General features: G+C 74.4%; 16 protein-coding genes. 1 reads left to right on the forward strand and 15 read right to left on the reverse strand.

Translation table 11 applies throughout. The features are described 5' to 3' along the window. Positions 1–17 precede the first annotated feature (17 nt). From ABTY61_RS31310 to ABTY61_RS31380, 15 genes are all read right to left on the reverse strand, one after another. The gene (locus ABTY61_RS31310; RefSeq protein WP_350508490.1) at positions 18–2,243 is read right to left on the reverse strand and encodes an MMPL family transporter; all 2,226 of its coding nucleotides are present in this window, start codon (positions 2,241–2,243) and stop codon (positions 18–20) included. 154 nt (positions 2,244–2,397) lie between these two features. Further along, entirely contained in the window at positions 2,398–3,069 is a 672-nt protein-coding gene (locus tag ABTY61_RS31315) for a 4'-phosphopantetheinyl transferase family protein (RefSeq protein ID WP_350508491.1), read from the reverse strand. A 200-nt stretch (positions 3,070–3,269) separates the two neighbouring features. Next, on the reverse strand, positions 3,270–4,430 hold the full coding sequence (locus tag ABTY61_RS31320) for an acyl-CoA dehydrogenase family protein (RefSeq protein WP_350508492.1): 1,161 nt from the start codon (positions 4,428–4,430) through the stop codon (positions 3,270–3,272). Further along, the gene (locus ABTY61_RS31325; RefSeq protein WP_350508493.1) at positions 4,427–5,257 is read right to left on the reverse strand and encodes a hypothetical protein; all 831 of its coding nucleotides are present in this window, start codon (positions 5,255–5,257) and stop codon (positions 4,427–4,429) included. Before ABTY61_RS31325 ends, ABTY61_RS31320 begins: the two co-directional genes overlap by 4 nt. After that, entirely contained in the window at positions 5,254–6,147 is an 894-nt protein-coding gene (locus ABTY61_RS31330) for a hypothetical protein (protein ID WP_350508494.1), read from the reverse strand. The genes ABTY61_RS31325 and ABTY61_RS31330 overlap by 4 nt, the downstream gene beginning before the upstream one ends. 2 nt (positions 6,148–6,149) lie before the next feature. After that, positions 6,150–6,410: an acyl carrier protein gene (locus ABTY61_RS31335; RefSeq protein WP_350508495.1), complete on the reverse strand. Its 261-nt coding sequence runs from the start codon at positions 6,408–6,410 to the stop codon at positions 6,150–6,152. 89 nt (positions 6,411–6,499) lie between these two features. Continuing rightward, positions 6,500–7,783 (reverse strand): type III PLP-dependent enzyme, encoded by a 1,284-nt coding sequence (locus tag ABTY61_RS31340; protein ID WP_350508496.1) that lies wholly within the window; start codon positions 7,781–7,783, stop codon positions 6,500–6,502. 2 nt (positions 7,784–7,785) lie between these two features. Further along, positions 7,786–9,210, reverse strand: a complete 1,425-nt coding sequence (locus ABTY61_RS31345; protein ID WP_350508497.1) for a preATP grasp domain-containing protein — start codon at positions 9,208–9,210, stop codon at positions 7,786–7,788. Between the two features lie 47 nt (positions 9,211–9,257). Then, complete coding sequence (locus ABTY61_RS31350; RefSeq protein WP_350508498.1) at positions 9,258–10,190, reverse strand: 3-oxoacyl-[acyl-carrier-protein] synthase III C-terminal domain-containing protein; 933 nt, start codon at positions 10,188–10,190, stop codon at positions 9,258–9,260. Between the two features lie 127 nt (positions 10,191–10,317). Next, positions 10,318–10,890, reverse strand: a complete 573-nt coding sequence (locus ABTY61_RS31355; RefSeq protein ID WP_350508499.1) for a hypothetical protein — start codon at positions 10,888–10,890, stop codon at positions 10,318–10,320. Positions 10,891–11,099: 209 nt separating this feature from the next. Next, the gene (locus tag ABTY61_RS31360) at positions 11,100–12,704 is read right to left on the reverse strand and encodes an ABC transporter permease subunit (protein ID WP_350508500.1); all 1,605 of its coding nucleotides are present in this window, start codon (positions 12,702–12,704) and stop codon (positions 11,100–11,102) included. Next, entirely contained in the window at positions 12,698–13,603 is a 906-nt protein-coding gene (locus tag ABTY61_RS31365; protein WP_502895458.1) for an ABC transporter ATP-binding protein, read from the reverse strand. The genes ABTY61_RS31360 and ABTY61_RS31365 overlap by 7 nt, the downstream gene beginning before the upstream one ends. Before the next feature lie 154 nt (positions 13,604–13,757). Further along, complete coding sequence (locus tag ABTY61_RS31370) at positions 13,758–14,342, reverse strand: TrmH family RNA methyltransferase (protein WP_350508502.1); 585 nt, start codon at positions 14,340–14,342, stop codon at positions 13,758–13,760. Continuing rightward, positions 14,339–14,983 carry a class I SAM-dependent methyltransferase gene (locus ABTY61_RS31375; RefSeq protein WP_350508503.1) on the reverse strand — a complete coding sequence of 215 codons (645 nt, stop codon included), beginning with the start codon at positions 14,981–14,983 and terminating at the stop codon, positions 14,339–14,341. The genes ABTY61_RS31370 and ABTY61_RS31375 overlap by 4 nt, the downstream gene beginning before the upstream one ends. Positions 14,984–15,275: 292 nt before the next feature. Beyond that, positions 15,276–15,743, reverse strand: a complete 468-nt coding sequence (locus tag ABTY61_RS31380; RefSeq protein WP_350508504.1) for a carboxymuconolactone decarboxylase family protein — start codon at positions 15,741–15,743, stop codon at positions 15,276–15,278. 182 nt (positions 15,744–15,925) lie between these two features. Here ABTY61_RS31380 and ABTY61_RS31385 point away from each other — a divergent pair, with 182 nt between their 5' ends. Continuing rightward, positions 15,926–16,123 carry a hypothetical protein gene (locus ABTY61_RS31385; RefSeq protein WP_350508505.1) on the forward strand — a complete coding sequence of 66 codons (198 nt, stop codon included), beginning with the start codon at positions 15,926–15,928 and terminating at the stop codon, positions 16,121–16,123. Positions 16,124–16,137 lie beyond the last annotated feature (14 nt).

Below are 16,137 nucleotides of genomic sequence, written 5' to 3' on the forward strand. Positions count from 1 at the left end.
GCCGACGTCGGGCGGGGTCACGGAAGCGTCGTGCGGGCCGCCGTCGAGGCGGCCGCGGCGGCCACGATCGCGGGCATCCGCGGGGTCTTGGCGACGGACTGCCGGGCCAGCCGGGAGGGCCACCAGGTCTTCCAGCCGAGCAGGGTGATCATCGCCGGCAGGACCACGATCCGGATCATCGTCGCGTCCAGCAGCACCGCGCAGGCCATCCCCACGCCCAGCTGCTTCATCTCGATGTAGTTCAGCGAGGCCAGCAGCGCGAACACGCAGACCATCACCGCCGCCGCGCTGGTGACCACCCCGGCCGTGCGGGTGATGCCCTGCTCCACCGCCTCCCGCAGCGAAAGCCCGCCGCGGGCCGCCTCCCGGATCCGGCTGACCACGAAGACGTGGTAGTCCATCGAGAGCCCGAGCAGGATCACGAACAGCATCAGCGGCATCCAGGCCACCACCCGGCCGGTGGACTCGAAGTGCAGCAGGTCCTCGGCCCAGGTGTGCTGGAAGATCAGTGCGAGCACGCCGAAGGAGGCCGCCGTGGAGAGCAGGTTCAGCGCCACGGTGATCAGCGCGAGGATGATCGACCGGAAGGCGAACGCCATCACCAGGAAGGTCAGCGCCAGCGCCACCCCCAGCACCCACGGCATCTTGTCCATCACATTCGCCCGGTAGTCCACGTCGTACGCCACGTCGCTGCCGCCGACCGCGAACTGGGCGCCCTCGACCGTGCCGAGGGTCTGCGGGGCGAGGTCCTCGCGCAGTCGGGCCAGCGAGGCCCGGGCCTGTGCCGAGCCGCTGTCGAACTGGGTGCCGATCGCCACGGTGGCGACCGTGCCGTCCGCCGAGGTCCGCACCACCGGCGCCGGCTCGTGGACGAAGAGCCCGTCCTTGAGCGTGCGACGGACCAGTTCGTGTACGGCAGCGCTGAGTTCGGCGCTGTGCCCGGGCGGGACCCGGGCCGCCACGGTGTGGGTGTCGGACTGGCTCGGGAAGGAGTGGGTCAGCCGCTCGTAGGACTGCATCGCCGGGATGGAGCGGGGCAGGTCGTCGATCCCGGTGGCCTTGAGCTTGAGCCCGAGCGCGGGCAGCGCGAGGACCAGCAGCGCTGTGACCGAGGCCACCAGGGCGATCACCGGGTGGCGCAGCGAGGGCCTGAGCATGGTCGACCAGAGCCGCGGCTTGACCCCGCCCTTCTGGGTGAGCCGCCACACCAGCGGCACCCGGGGCGCGTCCAGGTAGCGGCCGAACCGGGACAGCATGGCCGGCAGCACGGTCAGCGAGGAGATGATGGCGATCGAGACCACGATCACCGCGCCGGTGGCCATCGACTCGAAGGCGATGTGCCCGGCGAGGTAGAGCGCGCCCATCGAGACCAGCACCACCACGCCGGAGACCAGCACCGAGTGCCCGGAGGTGGCCGCCGCGATCTCGATCGCGTCGATGTTGTTGGCCCCCAACGCCCGTTCCTCGCGCTGGCGTTTGAGGTAGAACAGCGAGTAGTCGACGCCGATCGCCATGCCCATCAGGACGATGAACTGGGTCACCGGCCCCGGGTCGGGCACGACCTGGGAGGCGACGCCCCACAGCCCGAGCCCGGCGAGCACCGCGGACAGTCCCAGCACCACCGGGACGCTCGCGGCGACGATCGCGCCGAAGACGAAGACCATCAACAGCAGGGTGACCGGCAGGCTGAGCACGGTCGCCTTGCCGAGGTCCTTGCTCAGCATGTCGTCCAGCCCGGCCTTGATCGAGCCGGCGCCGACCAGCTCCATCCGCAGGTCGCTGTGCCCCTGCCGGGACCGGGCGACGCTGTCGAGCAGCGGCTGCACCCGGGCGGCCGCGGTCTCCGGGTCCCCGGCGAGGGTGACCGGGACGAGCAGGGCGGAGCCGTCCGGGGCCGGCTGCGGCCGGCCGATCGAGGCGATCCCGGTGAGGCCGCGCAGGCCCTGGGTGGCGTCGTCCACGGCGGCCTGGGCCCGGACCGGATCGAGTGCCCCGCCGCCCCAGGAGCTGACCAGGAGGTTCTCCACGGCGCGCTCCTGGAGGCCTCCCGCACGGGCGATCGAGGCGGCCCGGCCGGACTGGCCGATGGAGAGGTCGGAGTTGGTCGCCTGCCTGGTGCCGGTGAGGCTGCCGACCACCAGCGCGCCGACCACGAACGCCATCCAGAGCGCGATCGCCCACCAGGGGTGGACCGCGCTCCACCGAGCCGCCCTGGTGATCACGTTCCTGCCTTCCACGATCACGTTCCCCTCCTCCTCGGCGGGATCGACCGGCCCGACCCCGGACCGGGGCCCGGTCCGTACGGTGCGGCGCGGTGTGCGTCCTACCGAGGAAATCTAGTGACGATCCGACCCGCGACCACGGGTACAACTACGCCGATTCGAGGGGGAGTTTCTTCTACTTGACACCCTGTCGGGGCGGTTTCGGGCCGGATCCCGCGGGTGCTCCTGGATACCACACGCCCCACCGGACGTCGAAGGGCCCGTCGCCGAGCAGCGCGACGGACCCGGCGTACTCCTCCTCCTCCTCCTCCTCCTCCGCCTCCCGCTCCTGCTCCGGCCCCCGTCCGTGTTCCCTTGGCAGTGGCAGTGGCAGTGGCAGTGGCAGTGGCAGTGGCAGCGGCAGGTCGGCGACCCGCCACGGCCCGGCGAGCCCGCCCGGCGCCGGGGCGTGCACCGTGGCCTGCCCCACGGGGTGGGCGACCGGGAGCGCCAGGCCCTCGGTGAGCCGCCCGCCGGAGGCCTTCACGCAGGCCTCCTTCCTGGTCCACAGCCGGGCGAACGCCGGACGGCCGCCCCGGGCCACCAACTCCCGCTCCCGGTCGGGGAAGAACCGCCGGGACAGCCGTTCGACGTCCCGCCCGGAACCGAGCAGTTCGAGGTCCACCCCGACAGGTCGCGGGGCCACCGCGAGCAGCGCCAGCTCCCCCGAGTGGGACAGGCTGAAGTGCAGTCCGGGCGAGTCCGCGACGGCCGGCTTGCCCCAGCGGCCGCGGGTGAAGCGCAGCCGCTCCGGCGGGCGGCCCAGCCGCTCGCCGAGCAGGATCCGGGTGGCGGCGTGCGCGATCACGAAGCGGCGCCGCAGCCCGGGCAGTCGGGCGCTGCGGGCTCGGGCCCGCTCCTCCGGGTCGAGCAGGCGCTCCAGCCCGGCGAGGTCCGGACGGTGTCCGACGGGCGGACCGCCGGACAGCGGGATGCACCAGATCCCGACGGCTTCCCCCGTCGGGATCGGTGCCGGTCCCGGCCCGTGCGGAGCCGGTCCGGTTCTGTTCAGAGCCGGTCCACCTTTCCGGTGTGCAGCCCCTGGAAGAGGTTGAGCTTCTGGATGTTCCTGGTCCCCTCCATGAACTCCACGCCCCGGGCGTCCCGGGCGAGTTTGTCCAGCAGGGGGTGGTCCAGCCGGGCGCCGGGGCCGAAGAAGCCGGGCGCCCGCAGGGTGACCTCCTCGGCCACCTGGCAGGCGCGCGCCTTCGCCGCCGAGGCGAGGTAGCCGTCGGAGGGGCGGCGGTCCACCGCGAGCGCCGCCCGGTAGGTCAACTGCCGTGCGGCGTCGATCCGTCGGCCCAGCTCCTGGTAGGCGTCCCGTTCCGCGCCGCAGAGCTCCTTGCGGTTCTCGCCGACGTAGTCGTGCGCGGCCCGGGCGATGCCGAGGGCGACCGCCGCGACGGTCGGCCGCAGCCGGTTGAAGACCGAGACGATGCCCCACATGCCGCGCCGGGTCGGCGGCAGGTGGGCGCCCAGCACCCGCTCGGCCGGGATGTGCACCCGGTCGAAGGTGATCCGGCTGAGCTGCACCCCGCGCAGGCCCAGGGTGGGCAGCGGCTCGGCCCGGTAGCCGGGGTCGGCGGCGTCCACCAGGACGGCCAGCACGCCGAGCCGCTCGGTGCCCGCGACCCGGGCGAAGACCGCGCCCAGGTCGGCCCGGGCCCCGTTGCCGACGTAGCGCTTCTCGCCGTCCAGCCGGTACGAGCCGTCGCCCAGCGGGGTCAGCGTGGTGGTCATCTCGCCGATGGCGGAGCCGCGGTCCGGTTCGGACAGGGCGAAGCAGGTCCAGCGTGGGCGTTCGGCGAGCCGGCCGTGGACCCAGTCCCGCTGGGCGGGGCTGCCGAGCACGCCCAGCAGCACCCCGGTCATCGAGGCGCCGGGGGCGCCGAGCATCATCCCGGCGTCGCCGCGGGCCAGCTCCTCGCACAGCACCGCCCGCTCCAGGGTGGCCAGGCCGTGCGCGGGACCGCTGTCGGGCTCGGTGCCCGCGCGCTCCCAGCCCGGGGGCGTGAGGTGGCCGGCCAGGAAGCGGACGGCGGGCAGGTCCAGGTAGCGGTGGACGGCCTCCGGGTCGCGGTCCAGCTCCAGGGCGCCGGCCCGCAGGTCGTCGGCCCAGTGGCGGATGTGGCGGTGCGCGGTCCGGAGCGCGGCGGGCAGGGCGGTCACCGTGCCTCCCCGGCGGCTTCGCGGGCGGTCCCGTGGAGGCGGTCGTCCTCGGGGTCGGGGGCGAAGGGCTCCGCCGGGCCGGGCCAGCCGCAGTAGACGTCGGCGAGCAGCTCGGAGGCGTGGGCGTCCCGGCCGGGCCCCTCGGCGGTGAAGCCGTGCGCGCCGAGCAGCCGCAGCAGGGCCCGGTCCACCTCGGTGATCTGCGCCTGGAGCCGGGCGAGGGCACGGGGGTCCAGTGGGCGGACGGGGGCGAGCGGGCTTCCGTCGCCCGGGTCCGCGTCTGCCCTGTCGGCGTCGTCGGATTCGTGGTGGTCGGCGGCCAGGGAGTCCAGCACACCGCCGATCTCCAACTGCTCGATCAGGGCGTCGGCGAGGGCGCCCTTGACCAGTTGCTGGAGCAGCAGCGAGGTGCCCTCGACGGTGCGGGCGGCGAGGTAGGCGACGCAGGCCTCCCGTAGCCGTTCGGAGGCGCCGAGCCGCAGCCAGGCCAGGCCGGTGCCCCAGGCGTGCGGGTCCGCTCCCGGGCGGGTGCGGGCGGGCGCCGGGGCGGTGGCGGGCGGGAGGACGGCCAGACCGGGGGTCGGGTCGGGGATCGGGTCGGGCGGTCCGGCCTCGGTGGTCGGGCCGCGCTGTCCGCCGCCGGTCGCCGACTCCGGGTACCCGTCCAGGAGTTCGCGCGGCACCACGGCGTGGCCGCGCAGGCCGCGGGGCGGTGCGCCGGGGGAGAGCGCGCGGGACAGCAGGGTGAGCGCGGGGACGAGGCCGTCGCTGCGCGCGCTCGCCCTCGCCTCCCGCCAGTGCTCCATGACTTCGGCCGGAACGGTCAACAGTGTCTCAACTCCCCCGTGTGGAGCGTGCAGTAGGCCAGGGCGTCGCGCTCCCGGTCGTAGTCGGCGACCACGACCGGCCGGCCGCTCGCGTCGGCGTCGGTGCCGGCACCGGCGCGAGCGGTGGCGTCGAGCAGGGCGGTCCAGCTGCCGGTGGCCGGGCGACCGGCCGCCCCTTCGGCCAGCAGCTCTGTGGGCGGCACCGGTTCGGTGAGGTCGGCGAGACCGGCGCCGGCCACCAGGGCGGCGTCCGCCGGCCAGTGGTCGAACAGCTCGGGCCCGGGCCGCCCCTGGGCCTGGCCGCCCAGCGGCCGGTCGCCGCCCTCCCAGTGCAGCAGCAGCGCCACGGCCGCGTCGCCGCGCAGCTCGGCCGGGGACGGTCCGGCGGGCGGCGGGAACGGCTGGGTGCCCTGGTCCACGACCAGCAGCAGCAGGCGCGACCAGCCGCACCGCCGGGCGTACTCCACGGCCACCCGGAGCGCGCTGAACGGTGTCAGCCGGCCCTGGTCGGACAGCGCGAAGGCGAGCGGCCCGCCCGGCAGTCGCCGCCGGACGCAGGAGGCGACCAGCTCGGTGTGCTCGAAGTCCGGTGCGGCGTAGGCGATCACCGCCAGCTCGGGGGCCTCCCCGGCGGCCGGCGGGCCGAGCGCGTCCAGCGCGCCGTACGCCAGCTCCACCGAGGTGCGCCGCCCTCCGGCGGCGAACCGGTCGCGGTCGAAGTCCACCCCGTACGGTGCCCCGAGCTCCTGGTAGAACTCCTCCCGCGCGTCCCCCGGCAGGTACGGCGTGCTCCGGCCCGTCGGGACGTACCCGGCCGCCCGGACCAGCCGGGGCAGGGCCGCCGGACCGGCCGGGTGCGGGCGCCGGACGGCTGCGGTCGCGCGGAACATGCTCAGGCGCCCGCTTCCCCGGCGACGAAGCCGGCCAGCGAGCCGACCGTCTCGAAGTGGGTCATGTCCAGCTCGTCGGCGTCGAACTGCACGTCGAGGATCTCCTCGATGGTGATGAGCAGTTCGAGCGCGCTGCTGGAGTCCAGGCCCAGCTCGTCGAAGAGGCGGACGTTCTCGTCGGCGCCGGACACGTCCTTGTTGAGGACCTCCGAGAGGCCCTTGCGGACGGCCTCGACGAACTTGGGGTCGGTCGCGGTGCTCATGGGTGCTCCTCGCTGTGGGTCCGGGCCGTCGGTCGACGGCCCGGGGTGGGGTGAGGTGAGGTGGGGCGTGGTGGTCGGTGGGCGGCGGATCAGTCGTCCTGCCCGGCCGACCGGTACAGCCGCTGGCCGGCCAGCAGCGCGCCCACGTCGTCGCGCTCGCGGACCAGGTGCGCCCGGCCGTCCAGGACGAGCACCTCGGCCGGGTAGCCGTGGCTCAGGAAGTGCACCGGCGAGGCCGTCGGCCCGTACGCGCCGGAGCGCTGCACGCCGATCAGCTCGCCGGGCCGCAGCGGCGGCATCGGGACCTTCTTGCCGATCACGTCGTTGGGCGTGCACAGCGGACCGGTGATGTGCCACGGCTCGGTGGCCGGCTCGTCCATCCGCTCCAGCGCGGCCATCGGGAAGTTGCGCTTGACGTACGAGCCGATGCCGACCGCCGCCATGTGGTGGTTGGTGCCGCCGTCGGTGACCGCGAAGTTCTCGCCCATCGAGGTCTTGGTGTAGCGCACCCTGGTCACGTAGGTGCCGGAGGCGGCGACCAGGAAGCGGCCCAGCTCCATGATCAGCCGGGTGTCGGGGTGCCGTTCGGTGAAGGCCTCGATCAGCGGGTTGAGCCCGGCCGCCAGCACGGCGACGTCGAGGTCCTTCTCGTTGTCGAAGTAGGCGATGCCGAGGCCGCCGCCGACGTCCACCGTCTCCAGCGGGAAGTCCAGCTCGCCGGACAGCCGTTCGGCCAGGTCGAGGATCCGCCGGGTGTTCTCCACCACCGACTCCTCGGACAGGATCCGGGTGCCCAGGTAGACCTGGACGCCCATCAGCCGCACGTGCGGGTGGCGTGCGGCCAGGCCCTTGCCCTCGGCCAGCAGCAGCTCCTCGTCGGTGCCGAACTGGCGCGGCTTGCCGCCCATGGTCAGGCCCGAGCCCTTCACCTGGAAGCTCGGGTTGACCCGCAGCGCGACCCGTGCGGTGACGCCGCGCTCGCCCGCCAGTTCGTCGATCAGGCCCAGCTCCTCGACCGACTCGCAGACGATCGCGTGGATGGACTGGTCCAGGCAGGCGGCCACCTCGGCGCGGCTCTTGCCGGGACCGAGGAAGATGATGTCCTGCGGGGGCACCCCGGCCCGCTGGGCGGTGACCAGCTCGGTCAGCGAGGACACCTCGGCGCGGGCACCGCAGCTGTGCAGCAGGGCGCAGACCGAGATGTTGGGGTTGGCCTTCAGCGAGTAGAAGACCTCCAGCGCGGGGTGCAGCGCCGCGCGCAGGCCCCGGAAGCGGGTGGTGATCTCCTCGCCGTCGTACAGGTACAGCGGGGTGCCGAACTCCTCGGCCAGCTCGGTGATCCCGAGGCCCTGCACCTCGAATGCGACGCTCACGCTCAGCTCCTTTCCGGGAAGGCCGCGAGGCGGCGGGTGATGTCGGTGTCGATCGCCGCGATCTCCTCGTCGGAGGCGCCGACCAGCACCCCGTACAGCCGGCCCTCGAAGCCCTCCGGGCCGTCCGCGGCCGTTCCGTGTGCGGCCGTTCCGTGTGCGGCGTTCACGGTGGCGTAGTTGTTGACGAACAGGCCGCGCGGCCGCGGGCCCCGGTCGGCCAGCAGCAGCCCGTCCAGCACCTCGGCCAGCTCGGCGAAGGGCACCGGACGGGTCAGCCGCAGCGGGTAGTGGCGGGCGACGGCGACGTCCTCCGGCCCGGCCAGGCCGCCCTCGTGCACCACGTTCTGGTAGGTGGACATGTTGTTGCGGGCGTTGATCTCGATCACCGGGTACAGGCCCTCGTCCGGGTCGACCATCGCGTCCACCCCGGCCACGCCGTAGTAGCCGTCCGCGGCCAGCCGCTCGCCGAGCCGCAGCGCGGTCGCGGCGATCTCCTCGACCTGCCGGTCGGAGAGCCGGGCCGGGATCCGGTGCCCCTTGTGCACCCCGCCCTCGGTGAGCAGCTCCTTGACGAAGTCGAAGTGCACCGAGCCGTCCCGGCCCACGGTGAACTGGTAGTTGAGATCGCAGCGCTTGGCGACCCACTCCTCGACCACCAGCGCGGTGCGCGGCGCCCCGCCCTCGGCCCGGGCCGCCTTCTCCGCCTGCTGGACGGCCATCCGGTGCAGCCGGCCCAGCCGGGCCGCGCTGTCCAGCACCACGATGCCCTTGCCGGACACCCCGAAGGCGTCCTTGAGGACCACCTTGCGCCCGGCGTCGAGGAGTTCACCGGCCGCGGCCACCGCCTCGGCCAGCTCCTCCAGGGTCTCGCAGGCCCAGCCGCGGGCCTGCCGGATGCCCAGCTCGTCGGAGAGGCGGCGGCTGTACACCTTGCTGTTGACCCGCTTGCACACCGCGGCGGCGGGGGCGGCCAGGGCGAGGCCGGTCCGGGCGGCCAGCTGCTCCTCGACCGCGGAGATGCCGTGGGCGGTCAGCCGGGCGCCCTCGGCGGTGAGTCCGGCCAGGGCGTCGAGCAGGACCGGGTCGGCGAGGGCGTCCTCGCTGACGGTGCGCTGCGGGTCCTGGGCGGCCACCACGTGCACGGTGGGCAGGGCGAGGCCGAGGCCCTCCAGGTAGTCGCGGTAGCCCACGTCCAGTGCGGTCTTGAGCACGACGTGGTCGCCCTTGCCGCCGAGCAGCAGGGTGAACTCGTCCATCCGGTTGACCACCGCGCTGCCCGCGTGCGAGGCCACCCGGGGCAGGGCGGGTTCGCCCAGCGCCCAGTGGTTCTCCACCTCGAAGTTGCCCAGGAACACCAGCGGGGTGTCCGCGGAGCCGGTGACCGCGCGCTTGAGCCGCGCGCCGAAGCCGGCGGAGGGAAGGTGCATGTCGACCTCGTCCATTTCTCGTGTGCGCTCGGTCGGTTGAGAGTCCGTCAGTGCTCGAAGACCATGGCGGCGAAGGTCGCCCCGAGCCCCACGCTGGTCATCAGATAGCGGTCGCCGGGGCGCAGCCGCCCCAGCTCGGTGGCTCTCTGCAGGTTGATGAAGGGGTCGGCGCAGAAGCAGTGTCCGGTCTCGCCGACGAGGTCGAGGAAGACCTTCTCCAACGGCAGCCCGAGCTCCTTGCAGACGCCGATCCAGGACAGCCGGTTGACGTTGTGCGGCAGCACCAGCGCCAACTCGTCCAGCCCGCAACCGGCTTCGGCCAGGGCTGCGCCGATCACCTCGCACAGGCCCGGCCCGTACAGGTCCTGGAACTCCTTGGCGGCGGTCTCGCCCATGATGAACTCGTCGCCGAACTGCGGGTAGGTGCGCGCCGCGTACCCGGTCATCCGGTCCGGGCCGGAGCGGTCCGCGCTCACCAGGAACGCGACCGTCCCCTCGCCCATCACGGTGACGTCCGGGATGGACTGGGTCTGGGTGGTGCAGGCCTTCTCCCCGGCGACGACCAGGGCGAGAGCGGTCGGGTCCGGGTCGGCGGCGAGCAGGGTGCCGGCCAGGTCCAGGGCGAGCAGGCCGGAGGCGCAGGCGTGGTGCGCGACGACGAACGCCGTGGCGTGCTCCAGGCCGAGTTCGGCCTGGAGCGGTCCGAGCGAGGTCATCGGGTACGGCAGCGGCGAGGGCATGGTGCGCGCCTGTAGGACGTACTTGACGCGCTGTTCCTGGCCTCGCAGTTCGACCAGCTTGGTCGCGGCGCGCAGCAGTAGCTCGGTCTCGGTGGCTGCCGGGTCGCGGCACACCTCGGCGAGCCCGTAGAAGCGCTGGTAGCGGCGCAACTGGACGTCCGTCAGCTGGAGTTGCTGTTGGAAGCGGGCGATCGGGATGGTGTCGGGAAGGCAGCTGGAGACCGCCGTGATCGACGTCATGCCCACTACGGTCGCGCGCGTCGCTGACGCTCAGCTGACGCCGGGCTGACCGTCGCCGCCCCGCCGGTGCCGCCGCGGGTCCGCCGGTGCCGTGGCCGCCCCGCCGCTACCGGTGCGGGCCCCGCCGCTACCGGTGCAGGACGGTGCCGCCGCCGATGACCCAGAAGCCGGCCGGGACGGCGCCGCACCGGGTGACCTCGGTGTGCCTCGCGGGGTCGGTCCGTTCCCAGCCGACCCGGCGCTCGCCCTGCCCGTCGGCCGGGTAGAAGGTCAGACCGGCCTCGGGGTGCTGCCCGGGCAGGAAGGGCTGCGGCTCACCACCGAGCGGGGTGAGCATCATCCGTGAGATCGGCCCGGTCACCGTGACGGCGCCGTCCGCGTCGACGGTCAGGCAGTCGACGTCGAACTCGGCCCGGATGGTGCCGTCCTTCTCGAAGACGTGCTGAACCACGGCGTGCCCCCGGGCCCGGCCGTCGACCGTACGGGCGCTGACCTGCGCGGTGAGCCGCTCGCCGGGGTTGGCGCCCGGTCCGTGCTCGTTGAGCAGTGTCCAGCCGTGCAGGGCGAGGTGCCGGGCCGGTACGGCGGTCGGTGCGGGTGCGGACGCGGGTGCGGGTGTGGCGGCGGCGGTGCCGGCCGTCCCGGTGGCGAGGGCCGTGACGGCGGTGGCGAGCGCGATGGCGGCGGCGAGCTTACGCATGGTCGATCCTTCGATGAGTCAAGGGAGTTCGGGCTGCTGCCCGACCCCTCCAAGCTCCCAGCCCGCTACCGCCCGCGGCCTCCGCCCCGGGGAGGGACCGGCTCCCCCCGGTGGGGGAACCGGGCCTCCTCCGCCCGGCCCACCGCAGGACGCCGGGCCGCACGGCGTCACCGCCCCGCCGTCACCGCCCCGCCGTCACCGCCCCGCCGTCACCGTACGGCCCGGCGTATCGCGTCCAGGGCGAGCGCGGCCGCGGTCAGGGCGGCGGCCAGCCCGGCGACCGCCGCCGGTGCGGGGGCGCGCTCCCCGGAGACGCCCAGGAAGTCCAGCCCGGAGACGTGGTTGACCATCCCGTACCAGAGCATCGGGTAGACGGTCTGGAACAGCCGGGGCCCCCGGGTGAGGCCGCCGCAGAGCAGCGCCAGGGCGGGGACCAGCAGTGCGCCCGCCAGTGCGCCCGCCGCAGCCCGCGGCTGACCGGCGCCGGCCAGCCGCAGCGCGGGTACGACCGCCACCGCCAGTGCCGGGACGATCCCGGCGAGCAGCCCGGCCAACCCCCGGCGCAACGGGGACGGGCAGGTGGCGAGCAGCTGCTCGGTGCTGCCGCCCTCGGCCCGGTGGCCCATCCGGGACCAGAGCAGCATCGGCCAGAGCATCGCGAACGGCAGCACCGCGTGGCTCGGCCCGTCCGGTGCGACGGCCGCCGCGGCGACGGCGAACACGGCCGCCCCGGCCCACCAGAGCCGGTGCCCCCGCACCAGGATCCGCAGCTCCCCGAGCAGCGCGTCGAAGCCGATGCGGCCCTGCCGGGGAGCGGCCAGTGGGGCCGGCCCCAGGCCGAAGCCCGCCGGCCCGGCGGCGACGCCGGGGCCGGGGTCGCCGCTCCCGCCGGGGCTGGTCCCGCCGCCGGCCCTGCCCGCCCTGCCCGGCCGCGTCGGCCCGGTGCCCCGCCGGGCCGGATCCCCGTCGAAGCGCCGGAACCAGAGCGCACCGAGCAGCGCGATCCCCACCGCCGCGCAGACCAGCAGCACCCCCGTGGCCGCTGGTCCGCCCGCCTCGTCCGGCCCGAGCCCGGGCCAGTCGAAGGTGCCGAGCACCCGGTTGTCCGCCGTCAGGCCGACGCCGAACTCCACCCCGGCGACCGGCCGCCCGCCCGCCGCGAGCACCTCCCGGATCGAGGCGGTGATCCGCCGCATACCCAGCAGGTCCGGCCCGCCGCCGGCCTGCGCGCCCAGCACCGACACCAGCCAGACCGGGAACCAGAGCGCCGCCCCCAGCCCGCCGCGCAGCCCCGGCACGGTGTCGAAGAGCACTGCGCACCCGGCCACCGCCGCCAGCAGCGGCAGCGTGATCAGCACGTACGGCAGCAGCAGCCGCACCGCGTCCACCCGGCCCGAGTCGCCCTTGAGCAGTTGCACCGCGAGCGCCGTCCCGGCCAGCGCGAGCAGCATCGAGCCGAACAGCAGCAGGTTGCCGACGAACTTGCCCGCCAGGTACCCCGCCCGGCTCAGCGGGGTGGCGGCGAGGAGCCGGCCGACGCCGCTCCGTTCGTCCCGCCCGATGGCGCCCCGGGCGATCCCGAAGCCGGCCAGCGAGAGCCAGGCCGCGCCGCCGAGCGCCGTCACCGTCCCCACGTAGCCGCTGGTGTAGCGGCCGTGCAGGTCGGTCACCTGGAACACCGTCCAGCGGGAGTCGCCCACCGGCGCGGCCAGCAGCCCGAGCGCGAGCGTGCCGAGCAGCACCACCAGGTAGCCGGGCCGTCGCCGGCGCTCCCGGAAGTCGGCCAGGGCCAGCGCCCCGATGCGCGTCACCACGCCCCCACCGCCTCCGGCCGCCCGGGCGCCGCCCGGCCGGCGGTGAGCAGCAGGTAGGCGTCCTCCAGCCGGGGCGGTACGGGCTGCGCCCCGGGCCCGGGCGCGTGCCGGGCGAGCACCCGGGCCCGGACGCCCTGCGGGGTGCGGGTGGTGCCGCCGAGCGGGAACCGCGCGCGCAGCTCCGGGAGCCGGTCGGCGGCGACCGTCAGCTCCCAGACCGAGCCCTCGGCCTCGCGCAGCAGCTCCTCGGGGCTGCCGTCGCGCAGCAGCCGCCCGCCGCCCATCACCGCGATCCGGTCGGCGGTGGCGGCGACGTCCGGGACGATGTGGGTGGACAGCACGACGATCCGCTCGGCGCCGAGCCCGCTGAGCAGGCTGCCGAAGCGCAGCCGCTCCTCCGGGTCGAGCCCGACCGTGGGCTCGTCCACGATCAGCAGAGCCGGGTCGTTGAGCAGCGCCTGGGCGATGCCGACCCGCTGGCGCATCCCGCCGGACATCGCCCCGAGCCGTTGCCCGGCCGCGTCGGTGAGGTTGACCAGGGCGAGCAGCTGCTCGATCCGGGCCGCGGCGGAGCGCCGCCGCAGCCCCTTGGCGGCGGCCAGGTAGGCGAGGAACTCGCGGGCGGTGAGTTGCGGGTAGACGCCGAAGTCCTGCGGCAGGTAGCCGACGGCGCGGCGCAGCGGCCCGGGGCGGCGGGCGATGTCGACCCCCTCCCACAGCACCCGCCCCGAGGTGGGCCGGGTGACGGTGGCCAGGATGCGCATCAGGCTCGACTTGCCGGCGCCGTTGGCGCCGAGCAGGCCGAGTACGCCGGGCCTGAGCGTCAGCGAGAAGGAGTCGACCGCGCGTCTGCCGCCGCGGTACTCCTTGGTGAGGTCGAGGATCTGGAGTTCGGTCACGCCCTGAATGCTTCCGCCCGGGCCGCGCCCGCACATCTGCCGTTCGGCAGATATCCGAGGGGGTTCGGGGGCGGAAGACGCCGGAGGGGTGGGCCTTTCGGCACACCCCTCCGATCATCTGATCAGGCGTCAATCCCCTTTGCGAGGACACGTGTCAGTCGTCGTCCCCGAAGTCCCCGAAGTCTCCCCCGGCGTCGCTTCCGTCCGGGGTGCCGCTGATCGCGTACCCCTGGCGGCGCGCCTCGTAGCAGGCCACCGTCGCGGCCGCCGAGACGTTCAGCGAGCCGACCCGGCCCAGCTGCGGCACGAACACCACCTGGTCGCAGAGCGCCAGCGCCTCGGGCGTGATCCCGCGGTCCTCGTGCCCCAGCACGAAGGCCACCGCCGGGGTCAGCTCGGCGGCGAACATCGGCACCGCGTCGTCCGCCAGCTCCAGCCCGACCACCTTGAAGCCGTCGGCCTTCGCCGCCGCGACCGCCTCGGCGACGGTCGGGAAGTGCTCCACCTTCAGGTACTTGTCGGTGCCCATCGCGGCCTTCTGCGCGCCCGAGGAGCGCACCGACGGGGTGTCCCCGGTCAGGTACAGCTTCTCGGCGCCCATCGCCGCCCCGGTGCGGACCACCGAGCCGACGTTGAACGGCGACTGCAGGTTCTCCAGGATCATCGCGAGCCGGAACTCGTTGCTGCGCCGCCACGTGCGGTGCAGTCGCTTCAGTTCGGTCCCGCGCAGCTGCTTCACGACGTCGTTCCCCGTCCACTCTCGGTGTCCTCGCCCGCATCCGGGCGGGGTCGCGCTTCCAGAATCCGGAACCCGTTGACCGACGTGACCCGGGAGGTCGGGTAGCCCTGCTCGTTGAGCCACTTCTGCAGCGAGTCCGAGCCCAGGTGCTTCTGCACCACGAGGAACGCCGAGCCGTCCGGGGTCAGCCGGCCGAGCCAGTGCGTCAACAGCCCGCGCAGCTCGGCCTTGCCGATCCGGATCGGCGGGTTCGAGTAGATGGTGGCGAACCGGAGGTCCTCGGGGACGTCGTCCGGCAGCGCGGCCTGGACGTTGCCCAGCCGCAGCGCCTCGGCGTTCAGCCGGACCAGGTCCAGCGCGCGCTCGTTGACGTCCACCGCCCACACCGGCAGCCGCTTGCGCCGGCTCGCCCAGGTCAGCGCGATCGGGCCGTAGCCGCAGCCGATGTCCAGGATCGGGCCGCGCACCCGCGGCTGCGGGGCGTGCTCCAGCAGGACCCGGGTGCCCTGGTCGAGCCGGCCGTGCGAGAACACCCCTGCGTCGGTGGTGAGTTCGAGGGTCAGGTCCGGGAGCGAGACCGTGATCGGCCGGCGCTCGCTGGCGACCTCGGGTGCACTGGAGAAGTAGTGCGAGCCGGACATGGGTTCCCCGTCGTTCGTAAGGGCCGTCGTTCGTCAGGCCGTCGTGCGGATGGGCCTCGGGGCCACCGGGTGGGTGCGGGTCAGCCCTGGGTACGGCACCGATCGTACCCCCGGTGGCCTGCGGCGCGTTCCGCCCGGCCCGGCGCCCCGGGCCCGCCGGGGCCCCGCAGCCGGGGCCCCGCAGCCGGGGCCCCGGACCGGTCGGGACGGGCGCGGTCATGATCGGGACGGCCACGGCCACGGCCACGGCCGCGGCCACGGTCGCGCTTGCGACGGTCGTGCCGGAGGGCGGCTAGAGCGTGCCCGGGGTCTTGCGGGTGGCGATGTTGATCCGGTTCCAGGTGTTGATGGTGAAGCAGACCGAGATCAGCTGCGCCAGCTCCGCCTCCGCGAAGTGCGCGGCCGCCCGGGCGTACACCGCGTCCGAGACCCCGGCGCCGATCCGGGTGATCTCCTCGGCCAGCGCCAGGGCGGCCCGCTCGCGCTCGCTGTACACCCCGGCCGGGGCCTCGTGCCAGACCGGCAGCAGGTAGATCCGCTCGTCGGTCTCCCCGGCCTTGCGGGCGTCCTTGGCGTGCATGTCCAGGCAGTACGCGCAGTTGTTCAGCTGCGAGGTGCGCATCTGCACCAGCTCGACCAGCGCCGGGTCCAGGCCCTCGCGGGCCGCGGCGTCCAGGGCGATCATCGCGCGGAACACCTTGGGGACGGTGCGGGCGTAGTCGAGGCGGGCGGGGGCGGCGGTGGTGTCGTTCGTCGTCATGACTACGACCCTAGGAGCAGAATGCACCATGCCAGTGGGTCATTCCGGCCTATATTTCGTGGGTCAATAGCGGGTCGGTCAACACGCCGGAGCGGGCCCGGCACATCGCGTCCGCGCGCCCGGCGGCGGATACTGCCAGTACCGCCACCCGTGAGAGCCTCCGAACAGCGAGGACGGACGCCATGCCGCAGAATCACGAGGACTACCTGATCGACGAGGCCGTCGAGACCGTAGAGCCCGACGACGAAGCACCCACCGGCGACGAGTACGACGCCGTCGCCGAGCGCCGGGCCGTCGGCGCGGACCCGGCCACCGACCTCGCGGACGCCGCCGAGCAGAGCCGCGTCGTCCAGCTCGACGAGGACGAGTACCGCGAGTAGCGGCACGCCTACGA

This window comes from Kitasatospora sp. NPDC096128 (assembly GCF_040303105.1).
In the GTDB taxonomy this organism is placed as follows: domain Bacteria; phylum Actinomycetota; class Actinomycetes; order Streptomycetales; family Streptomycetaceae; genus Kitasatospora.